Here is a 15,703-nt window from a genome sequence, read left to right on the forward strand (position 1 = left end):
CGCAGTGATACGTTGGCCGGGCGCTACTGTGGCTGTTTCAGGGGGTCACGCCGCGGCCATTCACACAAGAGTTAACTGCGCCTTCGCCAAGGAGTAGACAAGAGCAAAGAGACGAACATGATAGACACACTTATCCTGCAACAGGGGAGCGACTGGCGCGCGCAGGCGGAGGTCTTCGACGAGATTTTCTTCGTCTTCCTCGCGCTGGGAACGCTGGTCGGAACGGTCGTCGTCGCGTACACGCTGTGGAACGTGTACAAGTACCGCGACGACGGCGGCGAACCCAGAGAGGGGTTCGACGCGCCACAGGTCGGCGAGCTCCCGACGGGACAGGGCGGTCCGAAAGCAAAGAAGCTCTTCCTCTCCTTCGGGTTGAGCGCCATCGTCGTCATCAGCCTCGTCGTGTACGCGTACGGGATCCTCCTGTACGTCGAAGACGGCCCGGATGCGGAGGGTGACAACATCGAGATCATGGTCGAAGGCTACCAGTACGGCTGGGACTTCGAGTACCCCAACGGCCACAGCACGACCGGTGAACTGACCGTGCCCGCCGACACGCGGATCGACATCACAGTGACCTCACGGGACGTGTGGCACAACTTTGGCTCGTCGGACTTACGGATCAAGTCCGACGCCATCCCCGGAGACACCAACACCAACTGGTTCTCCGTAAGTTCCGAAGAGGTCCAGGCGCAGGGCGGCGAAGCCACGTACATGATCGAGTGCTTCGAGCTCTGCGGACCCGGCCACTCCGCGATGAAAGGACAGATCACCGTCATCCCGCAAGACGAGTGGGAAGAGTGGTACGAGGGAACCGGTAGCAGCGACGCCAACGTCGAAGGCGGCGTCGGTACCGACAGTCCCGCACGCGTTAGCGGGGCGGCGCTCGGAGGTGTGAGCGCATGAGCGAACTCCCACCGACCACGTCCGTCAAGCGCTGGTTCGTCACGACGAACCACAAAGACATCGGCATCCTCTACACTATCACCGCGCTGTTCTTCCTGCTTTTCGGCGGGGTGCTCGCGCTGCTCATCCGGATGCAGCTGTGGGACCCGACGAGCCAGATCCTCTCCGGGCTGGCGTACAACGAGGCCGTCACCGCCCACGGGATGATCATGGTGTTCTGGTTCCTCTCACCCTTCGGATTCGGGTTCGCGAACTACTTCGTGCCCTTGCAGATCGGTGCCGACGACCTCGCGTTCCCCCGGCTGAACGCGCTCTCGTACTGGATGTACCTGCTTTCGGGCGTTCTCCTCGGAATCAGCTTCTTCCAGGGCGGCACGCTCAGCGCTGGCTGGACGATGTACGCCCCGCTGAACATTCCGATGTACACGCCGAGTATCGGGTCCACCGGGGCGGTACTCGCGCTGTTCATGTTCGTCGTCGGCGTCACCGCGTCGACGGTGAACTTCCTCACGTCGATACACCACTCCCGCGCGGAGGGGATGGGCATCATGGACATGCCGATGTTCACCTGGTCTATCCTCACGACCGCGTGGATGATGCTGTTCGCGTTCGCGGCGCTGCTCGCTCTCGGACTCATCTTGGCGTCTGACCGGGTCCTCGGCAGCGTGTACTTCTCGGCTACTGAGGGCGGCTCTCTCCTCTGGGGCCACCTCTTCTGGTTCTTCGGTCACCCCGAGGTGTACATCGTCTTCTTCCCGGCGTTGGGCGTGATGTTGGAGCTGTTCCAGACGTTCTCCGGACGCCGGCTCGTCGGTCGGAAGTGGGTGATTATCTCCATCTGTCTCATCTCCGTCCAGTCGTTCCTCGTGTGGATGCACCACATGTTCCTGACGACGATCAACCTGGAGATCAAGACCCTGATGATGGCGACCACCATCGGGATCTCACTCCCCTTCGACCTGCTGGTGTTCTCGCTGATTTACACCCTGATCAAGGGGCGCGTGCAGTTCACGACGCCGTTCCTCTTCGCGTTCGGGGCGCTGCTGCTGTTCATCCTCGGCGGCATCACCGGGGTGTTCCTCGGCGCGATCGTCCTCGACTACGAGTTCCGCGGCACCTACTGGGTGGTCGCCCACTTCCACTACGTGATGTTCGGCGGTGCGACCGCGCTGTTCGGCGGGGCCTACTACTGGTTCCCGAAGGTGACCGGAAAGATGTACGACGAACTGCTGGGGAAGATCCACTTCGTCATCTTCTTCATCAGTTTCAACATGGTGTACTTCTCGATGTTCCTCGGCTGGGAGACCCCCCGCCGCGTCTTCGAGTACAACCCCGAGTTCCAGATCTTCCACCAGTTCGGGACGATCGGAGCCTTCATCCTCGGGTTCTCGTTTTTCATCATGTTCTACAACTTCGCGAAGTCCTACGTCTCCGGCGAACCCGCCGGCGACAACCCGTGGGACTACTCGCGGACGGCGGAGTGGGCGGTCTCCTCGCCCCCGCCGCTTGAGAACTGGCCGAACCGCCCCTCGTACGCGTCCGGTAAACTCGAGTTCGTCAAAGACTACGTGCCTGACGGCGGCCCGGCCCTGAAGGCCGACGCCGACGGCAACGCGGCGACGGACGGCGGCAGCAGCCACGAAGAACACATCACGAAGTACCCGCACTGGGACGAACACCCGAGCCACGCGAGCATCTGGCCGTTCGCGCTCTCGTTCGCGCTCGGCGTGATGCTGCTCGGGCTCTCCGGGTTCAGCGAGGCGCTGTCGTTCGCCGTCGGTGAGTCGCTCGCAGACACCACGCTCACCGTCTCGAACCCGGTGTACCCCATCCTCGTCCTCGTCGGGATGGCCGGGCTGATCTGGACCGGCGTGAAGTGGGGGCTCGAAGACTTCTACGCCCCGCCCAGCGAGTTCGCCGAGCGGTGGCCCTTCGAGGGCGTCGAGAAGGTGAAACTGGGCATGTGGTTCTTCATCGCGTCAGACGTGATCGTCTTCGGCGCGTTCCTCTCCGCGGCCATCTTCGTCCGGTACAACGCCGGCTGGATGACGTGGCAGCCGCTGACGGAGTCGCTGCCCGGCCTCATCAACACGTTCGTGCTGATCACCTCCTCGTTCACGGTGATCCTCGCGCTGGTCGCGGCCCACCGGAACAGCCGTCAGGGGCTCCTCGCGTCGCTCGGGAGCACGATCCTGCTCGGATTCGTGTTCCTCGGGATCAAGATGTGGGAGTGGCACCACGAGATCTACGACGTGGGAGTCCGCCTCGCACAGAACCCGTACGGCGACCCGGTTCAGGCGTCGATCTACTACGTGACGACCGGGCTCCACGGGATCCACGTGGTGATCGGACTGGTAGTCGCCATCTTCCTGTTCGTCAGGGCCTACCAGGGACACTACCTAGACGACGAGCGGCCGATCGAGTACTTCGGCCTCTACTGGCACTTCGTCGACATCGTCTGGGTGTTCATCTTCCCGCTGTTCTACCTCTTCTGAGGTAGCCGCCGACCCGGCTCGTTTTTCATTTCGTTCGCGTTTTGAGACGCCTCCCTCACAGCGGCGCGTCTCCTCGGAGCGTTTATGTGGCCGAGTCGCCGAACACGGGTATGTTCGGTGTGCCGACCGGCGAATTCCTGATCGGTATCGGGTTCGCGCTCGCCGGCGTGGGGACCTGGTTTATTGGGCTCGGCGTCGCGTACCTCCTGTACCGTCGCTGGCGCGGTGACGGCCCCCGCGAAAAGTACGACGAGTAACACGACAAGTAACCCGTTCCGGTTCGGTCACGTTTTTGAGGGCGCTACTCCGAGACCCGGTATGACAGCGACGGCACTCGTCATCGGCGGCACGCGGTTTATCGGTCGGCATACGGTCTCCGACCTGCTCGCGAACGGGTACGAAGTCACCATGCTGAATCGCGGCAACCACGAGAACCCCTTCGCCGACGACGGCCGGGTGACCCACGTCGAAGGCGACCGAAAGACCGAACGCGACCTGCGGACGGCGAAACTCTCGGCCGAGCCCGACATCGTGATCGACTGCGTCGCGTACCAGCCGGCCGACGTCGAGACGGCGACCGACGTGTTCGCCGACGTCGACGGCTACGTGTACATCTCGTCGGGCGACAGTTACGCGGCCGAATCGATACCCAAACGCGAGGGAGAGACGCCGCTCCGGTCGTGTTCGCCGGAGCAGGCGACCGACGACACGTCCGACACCTACGGGAACCGAAAGGCGGAGGGCGACCGTGCGGTCTTCGCGGCCGCCGAGGAGGGCGTCCAGGCGATGGCCGTGCGCCCGTGTATCGTCTACGGGCCCTACGACTACACGGAACGGCTCGACTACTGGATCGACCGAGTGCTCGCGCACGAGCGCGTCGTCGTCCCCGGCGACGGCCAGAACCTCTGGCACCGGGCGTACGTCGAGGACGTGGCCAGCGCGCTCCGGATCGTCGCCGAGCGCGGGGAGGCGGGGCGGGCGTACAACGTCGGCGACCGGCGGGCACTCACGCTCGAAGCGACGCTCGAAACCATCGCCGAGGCCGCCGGGACCGACTGCCGGGTCGTCACGGCGAGCGCCGACGCGCTGGCGGCCGGCGGGCTCGAACCGGACGACTTCGTGTTGTACCGGGACCATCCCCACCTGCTCGACACGTGTGCGCTCGCCGACCTCGGCTGGGAGTCGACGCCGGTCGACGAGGCCATGGCGCGGACCGTCGCGGAACACCGCGAGGCCGACCGCGACGGCAGCGAGTGGGATCCGGGACGGGAAAACGAGGAACGCGTGTTGGGCGTCAAAGAGACGCTGTAGGTCGCGAGCGACTCAGTACGCCGCGTCCCACCGAGCCGGCTTGCGCCGGTTCCCGCACTTGCGGCACTCCATCCGGTCCATCGTGTCGATGGCGATGTTCGTCCCCTCGCAGTTCCCGCAGAGGTACCCGTACCGCTGGCTCATCTCGGCGTCCGCGTACGCGACGTAGAAGGGGGCGTGCGAGCCGCGGTCGCTCTCGTCGAAGGCGACGTGGACCGTCTCGCCGTCCTCGGTCTCGTAGATGCCCTCGGAGATGCCGGCCAGCCGACCGATCTGCTTTCGGTACTCTCGCTCTTCGAACGCCTCGTCGCCGATCTCCACCGAGCGCTCGCCGTCGAGGTCGTACCCCTCTCGATCGTAGAAGGCCGTCCCGGCCTCGTTGTCCGCGAGGACGCGCGCCTCGATCCGGTCGACATCGGCCGCGCGAAGGTCCGACTCCACGCGTTCGAGGAGTTCCGAGCCCACGCCGGACCCCCGGTGGTCGGGATGGACGTGGAGCCAGTCGATCTCGCCGACGCGCTCGCGTCGGCCGACGACGTAACTCTCGGCGAACCCGACGACCGTCCCGTCGACGAGGGCTACCGGGAACACCGTGTCCTCGTCGCCGATGTCCGCGCTCAGCTCCTCGGGGTCGTACCACTCGTCGACGGCCTCTGCGAGCAGCGCCTCGTCGACCGCGTGCCCGTATGACGCGAGCAGGGATTCGCGTGCGATCGTCCGGATGCTGTCGATGTCGTCGAGCGTTGCGGGTCGCAGATCCATACGTATCCATTTACGCGTATATATAAAAACGCACAGGCAGCCACAGACGCTGCGGCAACGCGGTAAATTGGGGGACGGCGTGAGAAAAGCGGGGCTCGGTTTACGAGATGGAGTACGTCGCGGCGGCCATCAGGAGCATGGTGAGCGCGAGCGCGAGCGCCATCACGTAGGTGAGCGAGCGGTTCTCCCACCGGAGGTGCTGGAAGTACGCGACGATGAGGAGCGTCTTGACGGTCGCGATAACCATCGTTCCGGCAATCGCCTGGGCGTAGGTGAAACTGACGAAGTCGGCCTCAAAGAGAATAAAATTCAGCGTCGCCGCGACCAGCAGCGCGACGTAGATGGCCGAGTACAACTTGATCGAATCGTGCGACATTGCTTGTATTCCCCTTCGGCCGTGTGCTTAAAGAATTAACCATCCGGGGAACCGGCGGCCCCGAGCGGCCGACAGCGACACGCGTCGATCGGTGTGGCCTGACAGATCCGGACCCGCCGACTCCGGATCCCGAAACGCCTATCCGCGCCACGCGCGCACCTCTCATCGGTCGCAGCCCGGCCGGAATCACCGTGGACCCGCTCGAACCGACAGCCGATCTGCTCGAATCGCTGTACGTCGTCAACAAGGTCGCAAAGCAGTTCGCCGACGAGGCGACCGCCGCCTACGAGCGCGGCGATCTCACCGAAAGCAACGTCCAGTCCGCCCGCAAGGACGCGCTATACCGGACGAAAACCGCCGTCCTCTCCCGCGTCGTCGCCCACGACCCGTCCCGCGTCTCGGGGGAGTATCACACGATCAACGGCGACGTGTGGCTCTTTTTATCCATCGACGGCTGGCACTTCCACCAGCCGGCGTACGCGATCGGCGGCGAACTCACCGAGGCGATCGAGATCGCGAACGATCGGTCCGCCCCCATCGACGCCCCGTACGCCCGCGATTCGTCGGTCGAGCGCTCGGACCGAACGCTGGCGGAGTCGCTCTCGCGGCTGGCCGACGCCGGCGTCAACGCCAACGACCACCTCGCGCGGCCGACGGTCACCAGCGCGGACGACCGGATCGTCGACGTGCGATGGTCGTTCCTCCCGTAACGCACGCCACCGGCGAGACGATCGGTCCAGTCGCTATCCGGGATCACGTTCGATAAAACCGAACTGCGGTGCGAGGTCGCGTTACGCTTCGACGACTTCGATGGCGCCGAGCATGCCGTTCGCTCGGTGGGGCGTACACTCGTAGAGCTTGACCCCTGCGGCGTCGAACGTCTGCTCGAAGGTGTACCCCTCCTCCATCACGGTCTCGCCGTTGTCGAACTCGGTCTCGGAGCCCTCGGCGGAGGCCACGTTGTGTCCGCCGCCCTCCCCGGTCCACTCCCAGACGACGGTCGTGCCGGCGTCGACCCGGATCGCGGCCGGGTCGAACGCGAAGCCGACGTCGCCCGCGCCGACCGCGACGCTGACCTCGTCTTGCCCGGTGTAGTCGAGGATCGTCCCGTCGTACATCCGGGCCTCGCCCTCGCTGAGGTAGGTGTCGATTTCGCTCGGCACGTCGTCGAGCGCCTCCGGGCCGCTGTCGCCGCCGTCGGAGCCGTCGCCGCCGTCGCCACCGTCCCCGCCGCCCGAACAGCCGGCGAGCGTTCCGAGGGTCAACGCGGCTCCGGTTCCGGCGACGTACCGCCGTCTAGACAGTCTATCAGACATCGCTATTTAGTACGGTTTCTAGCCTTACAAACCCCTTGATGGCGGCCGTTCGGTGAGAATACCCCGCAGGTTATATATTCGCTATCGCCCCGCTGCCGGCGGGTTTATTCGCGGCCGTCGACGTTGCCTACCTATGCGGGAAGACGACCTGGCGACCCGCGTGGTCGACCACTACGCGGCCACCAACGACGACCCCGAGATCAACGTGGAGGAGCCGTACGACGCCGAGGGGCGGCGCGGGGTCGTCGACGTGTACGTCCGCCGTCACACGCCGGAGCGCGTCGACCACGTCATCGAGTTAAAAAGCGACGCGGCGGTGCGGGCCGCGACGGGCGCCAACGAGATCCTCAGGCAGTACCGGCGCATGGAGCGGTACTTCCACGCGGACGAGCGCCACGCGATCCGACCGAAACTCGGGCGCACCCAACCCGGCGCGCGGTACCTGCTCTGTTTCGCCCCGACCCCGACCTGCGTCTATCACGTCGCGACTCACCGGTCGCTGTACGGCTCGGTCGACACGGCGGCGCGAGTCGACGACGTGCCCGCGGTCAGGACGGTCGGGTTTCTCACCGGGCTCGACGGTTCCCCCGCGGACCTCGGCGTGGTGTCGGTCAACGGGGACGCCCCGTTCGGCTCCGAAGCGTTCCTCCGTGCCGTGCCCGACGGCTCGCGGTTAGCGGAGAGCATTCGCCGGGTCGACGACGACGTGATCGACCCCGCCGTCGACGGATAAGAGGTACACGGGTCAGTGCGGCCGGTGCAGCCGTGTCGCGGCCGGCTCAGTACTCTTCGTACGCGAGATTCATCATCCACTGGGAGAACGCGTCGGCCTGCGCGTCGACCTCTTCCTCGCCGATGAACGGCGAGAGCATGTCGCCGGCCATGAGCAGCGAGAAGTCGAGGTCGCGAGGCGCGGGTTCGAGGTAGTACGTGTTGTGACCGTCGTAGACGGTGTCCGAGCGCTGAATGAGCCCGGACTCCTCTAGCGCCTCCGCGATCCGACTTCCCTTCCGCGAAGAGACGTCGAGTTCCTTCCAGAAGTCGCTCTGGTGGATGCCACCGGTCTCGCGGATGAGGTCGAGGCCGGCGCGTTCGTCCTCCGAGAGGTCGGCCTCGAGTTCGGACACACTCATACGCTAACACCCGCCCGCGACTCGCTTAAAACTGGCTTTCCGCGCCGTCGCCGTCGCTACGCCGACCTGTCCGCGCCACGCGAGCCGACGGCTCCGAAGCCGGCCGGCAGCGACACGGGCTCCGCGGGCGTCTCGCACGGCGGGCCGTCGGCGTACGCGAACGCGACCGACCCGTCCGCGTCGGCGGTCGTCCGGATCCGGGTGAACGACCGGGTACCGAACCCGTCGCCGTGGAGGCACGCGCCGTAGGCGTGGTCCGCGAGGGTCGCGCTCGCCCGGTCGAGCCACTCCTCGCTCGACTCACCGGGTTCGGGCGGCAGCGCGCTCGCGACCGAGCGCGCGCTCTCGACGCGCTCCTCGCCGACCTCGCGCCGCCGGTCCGGGACCGAAAAGCGCTCGACACCGTTGACCACGCCGCCGACGTTGCCGACGACGTGGACGCCGGGGTCGAGCGGCGTGACCGTCAACTCCCCGTCGTACGAGAGCAGGAAAGCGTCGTCGCCGTCGGCGATGGCGAGGTTGAACCCGTCGTACGACCGACTCGCGACGGCGCGCTCGACCGCCTCGACGGTCTCGGTCGCCGAATCGGTCTGCAGGCAGTCGCGGACGAGCAACCCGCGCGAGCGGTCGGCTTGTCGGTCGGCGTCGAGCCAGCGGTTCGTAATCGCGACGACGACTCCCGACGCGGAGACGCCGATCCACGTCCCGCCGGCTTCGGCGTCGCGGGGCGCGACGAACCGGTCGTCGTCGTCGCCGCGCAGCGCCGGCGGTTCGGCGGGCCGGTCCATCGCTTCGTCGCGGTTCGCGGCGAGCGCGACGGGGGCGTCGTCGAACGCCCGCCACGCGAGCGTGAGCGTGCACACGACCGGAGATACGGCGCCCCGCGAGGAAAAGCCCGCGATCGGCTGGGTGAAACTCTTTACTCGGTATAAAAGAAATCTTTTGGTGGCTGGCCGCGAAGGTAGTGATATGAATGCGATCGCCGTGTACGACGGGGAGGGCGAACCGGTCGTCACAGAGAAGCCGCGACCGACGCCGGCCGCCGGAGAGGCACTCGTGCGAACCCTGCGAGTCGGCGTCGACGGGACCGATCACGAGGTCATCGCCGGGGGGCACGGGGGATCGCCCGAGGGCGAAGACCACCTCGTCTTGGGGCACGAGGCCGTCGGCGTGGTCGAAGACCCGAACGGGACGGCGTTCGAGGTCGGCGACGTCGTGGTGCCGACCGTCAGGCGCCCGCCGAACGGCGAAAACGAGTACTTCGCCCGCGGCGAGCCGGACATGGCGCCGGACGGCCAGTACCACGAGCGCGGGATCGTCGGCGCTCACGGGTTCATGGCGGAGTACTTCACCACGCCAGAGGAGTTCTTGATTGAGATTCCCCCCGCCCTCGCCGAGTGGGGGTTCCTCGTCGAACCCGTCTCGATAGCGGAGAAGGCGATCGAACACGCGTACGCCAGCCGGTCGGCGTTCCAGTGGGCGCCGGAGTCCGCGCTCGTGTTGGGGAACGGCTCGCTCGGCCTGTTGACCGTGGCGACGCTGGACGAGTCGTTCGAGCGGGTCTACTGTCTCGGGCGGCGCGAGCGTCCCGACCCGACGATCGACATCATCGAGTCGCTCGGCGCGACGTACGTCAACTCGAACGAGACGCCGGTCTCGTCCGTACCGGACGCCTACGAGCCGATGGACTTCGTCTTCGAGGCGACGGGGTACGCGCCCCACGCGTTCGACACCATCGAGGCGCTCGCGCCGAACGGCGTCGGCGCGCTGCTCGGCGTGCCGGGTGACTGGGAGTTCGAGATCGACGGCGGCCGGCTTCACCGCGAGTTCGTCCTCCACAACAAGGCGCTCGTCGGCAGCGTCAACTCCGGGTACGAACACTTCGAGGCCGCCGTCGACTCGCTGTCCCGCCTTTCGCCCGGCTTCCTCGACGATCTCGTCACCGGAGTGTACGGGCTCGACGAGTTCGAGGCCGCGTTCGCGGATGACGACACGACTATTAAAACGGCGGTTGAATTCGACACATATGAAAAACGTTGACGACCTCATCGACAGCGCGGCCGAACTCGCGGAACACGGGCTTTCGAAGGGCGAAATCGCCGACGAACTGAACGTCTCGCGTGAGACCGCAAGCTGGCTCGTCGAGCGCGGCGGCGGCAACCACGCGGACACCGAGACGGCGGCGACGACCACGACGGCCGACATCCACATCGACTGGTCGGCGCTCGGGCGCGACTCGACGCGGCTCGGGTACGCGGCGAGCGCGATGGCGGATCTGCTTGCCAAGCAGGGCGAGGAGGTCGACCTGACCGTCGGCATCGAGAAGGCCGGCGCGCCCCTCGCGACCGCGGTCGCAGACCGGCTCGACACAGACCTGGGAACGTACGCGCCCGCGAAACACCAGTGGGACGAAGGCGACATCGACGAGCAGGGCGGGGGGTTCTCGCGGAACTTCGCCGCGATCCGCGGCCGCGACTGCTACGTCGTCGACGACATCATCACCTCGGGGACGACGATGCGAGAGTCCATCGACGCGATCCGCGAGCAGGGCGGCGACCCCGTCGCCTGCGTCGTGCTCGTGGACAAGCGCGGCTACGACGAGATAGACGGCGTCCCGGTGTACTCGCTCGTCGACGTGGTTCGCGTCGACCGCGAGGAGTAATCGCGGGGCCGTCACCCGTGCGGAACCCATTTGCCTCGCGGGTGCGTACCGCTGTCCATGACGTTCCAACCCGAAAGCGACGCCGAGCCCGAAGAGATCAGCGCCCGCGTCGAGGAGACGCTCGCCGAAAACGACGTGGTCTTGTTCATGAAGGGGAACCGGCTGATGCCCCAGTGCGGCTACTCACAGCGCGCCGTCGAACTAATCGGCCAGCACGTCGAGGAGTTCGAGACGGTCGACGTCCTGCCGGCGCTGCCGCACTACCGCGAGGCGCTCGAAGCGGAGAGCGGCTGGGAGACGATTCCGCAGACGTTCGTCGACGGCGAGTTCATCGGCGGGAGCGACGTCCTCGCGGAGCTCGACGAGCGCGGCGAACTGGCCGCCGAACTGGGCGCGGAGTAGTCCGACCGTCCGGTCGCGGGCAGCGTCGCCCCGCCACACCAGCGAATCGCCCCGTCACACCAGCGAATCTCCCTGCCACACCAGCGAATCGTCCCGTCACGACCCTCGAACCGGCGTTCACGTCGCGTACGCCGCCACGCGCGGGAGCGTCGTTCGATCTTGAAGTTCGGAATTCGAAGGGCAGGCGATATAAACCCTCGGGCCGTAGTTAGGGTAGAAGCAGCAGTCGCCGCTGCCGCCGTGCCGATCGGTTCGACCCACTTCACCAACCCAACAATGACAGGCCGCGTGTTCAGACTTCATTCGACGCTCGAACTGCCACTCGAAGACGTGGAGACGTACTTCGAAGAAGATCCCGACCTACCCCCGGAGATCGAGGACATCGACATCACGCGTCGAAACAACACCCTCATCATCAAGGCCCTGTCCGACGACGAATCGATCAGCAAGTACACCCCGACCGCCCAGCTGAAGGCGTCCGTCACGGAGACGCGCGTCTGGGAGGAAGAGCCGCCGCGCGCCGGCGGCCCCCAGTGGATGGACGACGAAGAAGAGGAGATCCCATCCGAACTCGTCGAGTTCGCCTGCTTTAAAGGCGACCGCGAGACCGTCCTCCAGAACTCCGCGCTTCAGTACCCGATGTTTCTCGTCCTCCGGAAGATCGCGACGCTCTCCGAGAAGGGGACGCTGACGGCGATCACCGAAGAGGACGGGACGCTCGAAGCGACCCGCATCGTCGAGGGCGAACCGCGCCCCGCGAGCATCGAAGTCGTCGAGAGCCCGCAGGGCGGCGGCGACGGCGACGGCGGCGTCAACTGGCGCGACAACGAGTTCATCTCGGACTGAGCCCGGCGCTTCGGGCGTCGACCCGCGTCAGTCCTCGGCCGTCGGCGTCTGCGCTCGCCCCATCGCCTCGAAGCCGCCTTTTAAATCCGCGAGCAAGTCGTCCGTTCCTTCGATACCCACCGAGACGCGGATGAGCGTGTCCGAGATACCGAGCGCCTCGCGTTCCGCCGGCGAGAGCGGTTCGTGTGTCATCGCGGCCGGCAGTTCGATCAGGCTCTCGACGCCGCCGACGGAGACCGCGAGCGTGAACTCGGACAGCGCCTCGACGAACCGCTTTGCCCCCTCGATGCCGCCGGCGAGTTCGAACGAGAGGATGCCGCCGTAGCCGGACATCTGCTCGCTGGCGAGTTCGTGGTCCGGGTGGCTCGGCAGGCCGGGATAGTACACGTCGGTCACCTCCGGGCGGTCCGCGAGGAACTCGGCGACGGCCATCGCGTTCGCCTCGTGTCGCTCCATCCGGGCGGCGAGCGTCTTCATCCCCCGTAACACGAGGTAGCTGTCGAACGGTCCGCTGACGGCGCCGACGCCGACCTGTTGGAGGAATCGGATCTCTTCGGCCAGCGCGTCGTCGTCGGTGACGACCGCGCCGGCGATGGCGTCGGAGTGACCGTTGAGGTACTTCGTCGTGCTGTGGACGACGGCGTCGGCGCCCAGTTCGAGCGGCCGCTGGAAGTACGGGCTCGCGAACGTGTTGTCGACGCCGAACATCACGTCGCGGTCCGCGAGCAGGTCGGCGATGGCGGCGATGTCACACAGCGCGAGTTTCGGGTTCGTCGGCGACTCCATCCAGACGGCGGCGGTCTCCTCCCGGAGCGCGGCCGCCACGTTCGCCGTGTCCGTCGCGTCGACGTACGTGACGTCGACCCCGAGACGCGACCGGAACACGTCGTCGAGCATTCGACGGGTGCCGGCGTACAGGTCCTCGAAGGCGACGACGTGGTCGCCCGGCGTCACGCTCGCGAGCAGCGTCGTGAATATCGCCGCCGTGCCGGAGGCGAACGCGGCGCCGTGAGCGCCGCCTTCGAGCGCGGCGATCCGCGTCTCTAGCGCGTGTCGCGTCGGATTCGACAGGCGCCCGTAGACGAACTCGCCGGCGCTCGGGTCTACGTCTTCGAGCCGCATCTCGGTGTCGAGACCGGGAAGCGCGAACGTCGACGCGAGGTGAATCGGCGAGACGACGTCGCCCGCCTCGCTGCCGTTCTCGAACGGCGCCTCGCCTTCGGTGACGGTGAGCGTCTCCAGCGTCGGCTTCGATTGGTCCTCCATACGCGGACTCCGACGCAGGGGCGGTAATATGTTGTTATTTTTCATTAATAACGCGCGTTCGTCGGATAACTCACGGGGATACGAGGGTTCGGCCGACGAACCCTCGCTGCTCGCCCGGCTCGGTCGACGCGCGTCGATCCGGACCGTCGACGCTTTACGCGCGCCCGGCCTCCTCCCGCCCATGACCGACGACTGGGTGAGTCTCTTTTCGGGCGGCAAGGACTCCTCGTGGGCGCTGTACCGCGCGCTGGCGGAGGGGCTCGACGTCTCGCGACTCCTGACCGTCCACCCCGCGGGCGACTCGTACATGTACCACACGCCGGCGACCGAACTCGCGACGCTCGCGGCCGAAAGCGTCGGGATCGACCTCGTCGAGGTGTCGCCCGACGACTTCGGCGCCGACGACGTCGACGACGCCGGCGAGCAGGGCGACGCCGAACTGGAGCCGATGGAGGCCGCGCTCCGGGAGATAGCGGCGGACGACGAGATCGATCTCGCGGGCGTCACCGCCGGTGCGGTCGAAAGCGAGTACCAGACCAGCCGCATTCAGGCGATGTGCGACCGACTCGGGATCGACCTGTTCGCGCCGCTGTGGCAGGAGGACCCGGTCGCGCTCGCCGAGGCCATGTTCGACGCCGGCTTCGAGATCCGGATCGTCCAAGTCGCCGCCTACGGCCTCGACGAGTCGTGGCTCGGTCGTCGGTACGACGCCGACGCGCTCGCGGACCTCCTCGAACTCCGCGAGGAGTACGGCGTCCACCCGCTCGGTGAGGGCGGGGAGTTCGAGACGTACGTCGTCGACGGCCCGCACATGGACCGGCGGATCGCCATGGAGTACGACACGGTGTGGGAGGGCGACCGCGGGCACATCGACGTTCGGGACGCGCGACTGGAGTGAGTCCCGGCTGCCGCCGTTGCGGCTCGGCTGACGCCTTTAAAATAGGTTCTCTGCTTAAAAACCGACTGCCGCGTTACGGCCAGTTTCCGGCCTGGTCGTAGGCGTCGACGATCCGGTCGATAGCGACGACGTACGCCGCGGTCCGAAGGTTCGGCGTGTCCCGCGCCTCGAAGGCGTCGACGATGCCCGCGAACGCCTCCGTGATGGTCCGTTCTAACTCGTCGTTCACCCGCTCTTCCGTCCAGTGGAACCGCTGTCGGTTCTGAACCCACTCGAAGTACGAGACGGTGACGCCGCCCGCGTTCGCCAGGATGTCCGGGACGACGTACACCGACCTGTCGACGAGCACGTCGTCAGCGCCGGGGGTGAGCGGGCCGTTCGCGGCCTCGACGATCAGGTCCGCGTCGACGTCGGCGGCGAGGTCGCTGTCGATCGCGTTTTCGAGCGCGGCGGGCACGAGCACGTCGACGTCCAGCGTCAACAGCGCCTCGTTCGTGATCGAGTCGGTGTCAGCGTAGCCGTCGACGGTCCCCGTCTCGACCTTGTGGGCTTTTACCGCGCGCGGATCGAACCCGTCGGGGTCGTGAATGCCGCCCGAGGAGTCGGAGACGGCGACCACGTCGGCGCCGAGGTCGTCGAGCAGTTTGGCCGCGACCGAACCCGCGTTGCCGTACCCCTGCACGGCGACCGTCGCGCCGTCGATATCGCGGTCGAGCCAGTCGAACGCCTCCCGCGCCGCGAGCGCGACGGAGCGCCCGGTCGCCTCGACGCGCCCCTCGCTGCCGCCCGAGTCGATCGCCTTGCCGGTGATGACGCCGGGCGCGGTCGTGTTCTCTAAGGTCTCGTAGGTGTCTTTGATCCAGTTCATCTCCCGCTGGCCGGTGTTGACGTCGGGCGCGGGGATGTCGCGGTCCTCGCCGATGAGCGGGCGGAGTTCGGTCGCGAACGCGCGGGTGAGACGCTCCATCTCGGCTTCGGAGTACTCCTCGGGGTCGATCGCGATACCGCCCTTCCCGCCGCCGTACGGGATGTCGACGACGGCGCACTTGTACGCCATCCACCCGGACAGCGCCTTCACCTCGTCGCGGGTGACGCCGGGGTGATAGCGAATGCCGCCTTTATACGGGCCGCGGTCGCCGTTGAACTGCGACCGGTACGCCCGGACGGTCTCCAGCGACCCGTCGTCGCGCTCGAACGTGAGGTTCGTCTCCAACACTCGCTCGGGGTTTTGCAGCCGCGTGACGACGCCCGGAGCCGGGTCGAGGAAGGTCGCAGCGTCGGCGACCTGCTCTTTGAGGCTCTCAAAGGGATTGGCTTGCTTGGTCATACA

Annotated in this window: 18 protein-coding genes; 11 read left to right on the forward strand and 7 right to left on the reverse strand. The window is 66.6% G+C overall.

The window, feature by feature from the left end; translation table 11 throughout:
- Positions 1-117: 117 nt before the first annotated feature.
- The 4 genes from coxB (at position 118) to DOS48_RS18015 (ending at position 4,712) form a co-directional block, all read left to right on the forward strand.
- The gene (gene coxB / locus DOS48_RS18000) at positions 118-906 is read left to right on the forward strand and encodes a cytochrome c oxidase subunit II (protein WP_127117067.1); all 789 of its coding nucleotides are present in this window, start codon (positions 118-120) and stop codon (positions 904-906) included.
- Positions 903-3,401, forward strand: coding sequence for a cbb3-type cytochrome c oxidase subunit I (locus DOS48_RS18005; RefSeq protein ID WP_127117068.1), 2,499 nt, complete (start codon positions 903-905; stop codon positions 3,399-3,401). Before coxB ends, DOS48_RS18005 begins: the two co-directional genes overlap by 4 nt.
- 110 nt (positions 3,402-3,511) lie before the next feature.
- Complete coding sequence (locus DOS48_RS18010) at positions 3,512-3,658, forward strand: hypothetical protein (protein WP_168654246.1); 147 nt, start codon at positions 3,512-3,514, stop codon at positions 3,656-3,658.
- A 61-nt stretch (positions 3,659-3,719) separates the two neighbouring features.
- Positions 3,720-4,712: an NAD-dependent epimerase/dehydratase family protein gene (locus tag DOS48_RS18015; RefSeq protein WP_127117069.1), complete on the forward strand. Its 993-nt coding sequence runs from the start codon at positions 3,720-3,722 to the stop codon at positions 4,710-4,712.
- A gap of 12 nt (positions 4,713-4,724) precedes the next feature.
- Here the strand turns inward: DOS48_RS18015 and DOS48_RS18020 are convergent, their stop codons facing one another.
- Together DOS48_RS18020 and DOS48_RS18025 are read right to left on the reverse strand one after the other, a co-directional pair.
- A complete protein-coding gene (locus DOS48_RS18020; RefSeq protein ID WP_127117070.1) occupies positions 4,725-5,474 on the reverse strand; it encodes a GNAT family N-acetyltransferase in 750 nt (249 codons plus the stop codon).
- Between the two features lie 100 nt (positions 5,475-5,574).
- Positions 5,575-5,850, reverse strand: coding sequence for a cytochrome C oxidase subunit IV family protein (locus DOS48_RS18025; protein ID WP_127117071.1), 276 nt, complete (start codon positions 5,848-5,850; stop codon positions 5,575-5,577).
- A 191-nt stretch (positions 5,851-6,041) separates the two neighbouring features.
- Between DOS48_RS18025 and DOS48_RS18030 the strand changes: the two genes are divergently transcribed.
- A complete protein-coding gene (locus DOS48_RS18030) occupies positions 6,042-6,560 on the forward strand; it encodes a hypothetical protein (RefSeq protein WP_127117072.1) in 519 nt (172 codons plus the stop codon).
- 81 nt (positions 6,561-6,641) lie between these two features.
- Here the strand turns inward: DOS48_RS18030 and DOS48_RS18035 are convergent, their stop codons facing one another.
- Complete coding sequence (locus DOS48_RS18035) at positions 6,642-7,166, reverse strand: halocyanin domain-containing protein (RefSeq protein ID WP_127117073.1); 525 nt, start codon at positions 7,164-7,166, stop codon at positions 6,642-6,644.
- A gap of 133 nt (positions 7,167-7,299) precedes the next feature.
- On the opposite strand from DOS48_RS18035, the gene DOS48_RS18040 reads away from it, so the two are divergent.
- Positions 7,300-7,899: a hypothetical protein gene (locus tag DOS48_RS18040; RefSeq protein WP_127117074.1), complete on the forward strand. Its 600-nt coding sequence runs from the start codon at positions 7,300-7,302 to the stop codon at positions 7,897-7,899.
- Positions 7,900-7,945: 46 nt separating this feature from the next.
- Here the strand turns inward: DOS48_RS18040 and DOS48_RS18045 are convergent, their stop codons facing one another.
- Together DOS48_RS18045 and DOS48_RS18050 are read right to left on the reverse strand one after the other, a co-directional pair.
- Positions 7,946-8,299, reverse strand: coding sequence for a MarR family transcriptional regulator (locus tag DOS48_RS18045; protein WP_127117075.1), 354 nt, complete (start codon positions 8,297-8,299; stop codon positions 7,946-7,948).
- Between the two features lie 56 nt (positions 8,300-8,355).
- A complete protein-coding gene (locus DOS48_RS18050) occupies positions 8,356-9,162 on the reverse strand; it encodes an NRDE family protein (protein WP_127117076.1) in 807 nt (268 codons plus the stop codon).
- Positions 9,163-9,268: 106 nt separating this feature from the next.
- Between DOS48_RS18050 and DOS48_RS18055 the strand changes: the two genes are divergently transcribed.
- From DOS48_RS18055 to DOS48_RS18070, 4 genes are all read left to right on the forward strand, one after another.
- Entirely contained in the window at positions 9,269-10,339 is a 1,071-nt protein-coding gene (locus DOS48_RS18055) for a glucose 1-dehydrogenase (protein WP_127117077.1), read from the forward strand.
- Entirely contained in the window at positions 10,326-10,961 is a 636-nt protein-coding gene (gfcR, locus tag DOS48_RS18060; protein ID WP_127117078.1) for a transcriptional regulator GfcR, read from the forward strand. Before DOS48_RS18055 ends, gfcR begins: the two co-directional genes overlap by 14 nt.
- A gap of 57 nt (positions 10,962-11,018) precedes the next feature.
- Positions 11,019-11,363 (forward strand): glutaredoxin, encoded by a 345-nt coding sequence (locus DOS48_RS18065; RefSeq protein WP_127117079.1) that lies wholly within the window; start codon positions 11,019-11,021, stop codon positions 11,361-11,363.
- A 276-nt stretch (positions 11,364-11,639) separates the two neighbouring features.
- Positions 11,640-12,209 (forward strand): hypothetical protein, encoded by a 570-nt coding sequence (locus DOS48_RS18070; RefSeq protein WP_127117080.1) that lies wholly within the window; start codon positions 11,640-11,642, stop codon positions 12,207-12,209.
- A gap of 27 nt (positions 12,210-12,236) precedes the next feature.
- Here DOS48_RS18070 and DOS48_RS18075 read toward each other — a convergent pair whose 3' ends face one another.
- Positions 12,237-13,475 (reverse strand): PLP-dependent aspartate aminotransferase family protein, encoded by a 1,239-nt coding sequence (locus DOS48_RS18075; RefSeq protein ID WP_127117081.1) that lies wholly within the window; start codon positions 13,473-13,475, stop codon positions 12,237-12,239.
- 181 nt (positions 13,476-13,656) lie between these two features.
- Here DOS48_RS18075 and DOS48_RS18080 point away from each other — a divergent pair, with 181 nt between their 5' ends.
- The gene (locus DOS48_RS18080) at positions 13,657-14,373 is read left to right on the forward strand and encodes a diphthine--ammonia ligase (RefSeq protein WP_127117082.1); all 717 of its coding nucleotides are present in this window, start codon (positions 13,657-13,659) and stop codon (positions 14,371-14,373) included.
- A gap of 73 nt (positions 14,374-14,446) precedes the next feature.
- On the opposite strand, the gene DOS48_RS18085 is transcribed toward DOS48_RS18080, so the two are convergent.
- Positions 14,447-15,700 carry a Glu/Leu/Phe/Val dehydrogenase gene (locus tag DOS48_RS18085; protein ID WP_127117083.1) on the reverse strand — a complete coding sequence of 418 codons (1,254 nt, stop codon included), beginning with the start codon at positions 15,698-15,700 and terminating at the stop codon, positions 14,447-14,449.
- Positions 15,701-15,703: the final 3 nt, after the last annotated feature.

The organism is Halorubrum sp. PV6, assembly GCF_003990725.2.
GTDB lineage: Archaea > Halobacteriota > Halobacteria > Halobacteriales > Haloferacaceae > Halorubrum.

What these genes read in the sequence shown, in the direction of transcription:
- coxB (WP_127117067.1), top strand. Translation starts at nt 118, where the DNA reads ATGATAGACACACTTATCCTGCAACAGGGGAGCGACTGGCGCGCGCAG.
- DOS48_RS18005 (WP_127117068.1), top strand. Translation starts at nt 903, where the DNA reads ATGAGCGAACTCCCACCGACCACGTCCGTCAAGCGCTGGTTCGTCACG.
- DOS48_RS18010 (WP_168654246.1), top strand. Translation starts at nt 3,512, where the DNA reads ATGTTCGGTGTGCCGACCGGCGAATTCCTGATCGGTATCGGGTTCGCG.
- DOS48_RS18015 (WP_127117069.1), top strand. Translation starts at nt 3,720, where the DNA reads ATGACAGCGACGGCACTCGTCATCGGCGGCACGCGGTTTATCGGTCGG.
- DOS48_RS18020 (WP_127117070.1), bottom strand. Translation starts at nt 5,474, where the DNA reads ATGGATCTGCGACCCGCAACGCTCGACGACATCGACAGCATCCGGACG.
- DOS48_RS18025 (WP_127117071.1), bottom strand. Translation starts at nt 5,850, where the DNA reads ATGTCGCACGATTCGATCAAGTTGTACTCGGCCATCTACGTCGCGCTG.
- DOS48_RS18035 (WP_127117073.1), bottom strand. Translation starts at nt 7,166, where the DNA reads ATGTCTGATAGACTGTCTAGACGGCGGTACGTCGCCGGAACCGGAGCC.
- DOS48_RS18040 (WP_127117074.1), top strand. Translation starts at nt 7,300, where the DNA reads ATGCGGGAAGACGACCTGGCGACCCGCGTGGTCGACCACTACGCGGCC.
- DOS48_RS18045 (WP_127117075.1), bottom strand. Translation starts at nt 8,299, where the DNA reads ATGAGTGTGTCCGAACTCGAGGCCGACCTCTCGGAGGACGAACGCGCC.
- DOS48_RS18055 (WP_127117077.1), top strand. Translation starts at nt 9,269, where the DNA reads ATGAATGCGATCGCCGTGTACGACGGGGAGGGCGAACCGGTCGTCACA.
- gfcR (WP_127117078.1), top strand. Translation starts at nt 10,326, where the DNA reads ATGAAAAACGTTGACGACCTCATCGACAGCGCGGCCGAACTCGCGGAA.
- DOS48_RS18065 (WP_127117079.1), top strand. Translation starts at nt 11,019, where the DNA reads ATGACGTTCCAACCCGAAAGCGACGCCGAGCCCGAAGAGATCAGCGCC.
- DOS48_RS18070 (WP_127117080.1), top strand. Translation starts at nt 11,640, where the DNA reads ATGACAGGCCGCGTGTTCAGACTTCATTCGACGCTCGAACTGCCACTC.
- DOS48_RS18075 (WP_127117081.1), bottom strand. Translation starts at nt 13,475, where the DNA reads ATGGAGGACCAATCGAAGCCGACGCTGGAGACGCTCACCGTCACCGAA.
- DOS48_RS18080 (WP_127117082.1), top strand. Translation starts at nt 13,657, where the DNA reads ATGACCGACGACTGGGTGAGTCTCTTTTCGGGCGGCAAGGACTCCTCG.
- DOS48_RS18085 (WP_127117083.1), bottom strand. Translation starts at nt 15,700, where the DNA reads ATGACCAAGCAAGCCAATCCCTTTGAGAGCCTCAAAGAGCAGGTCGCC.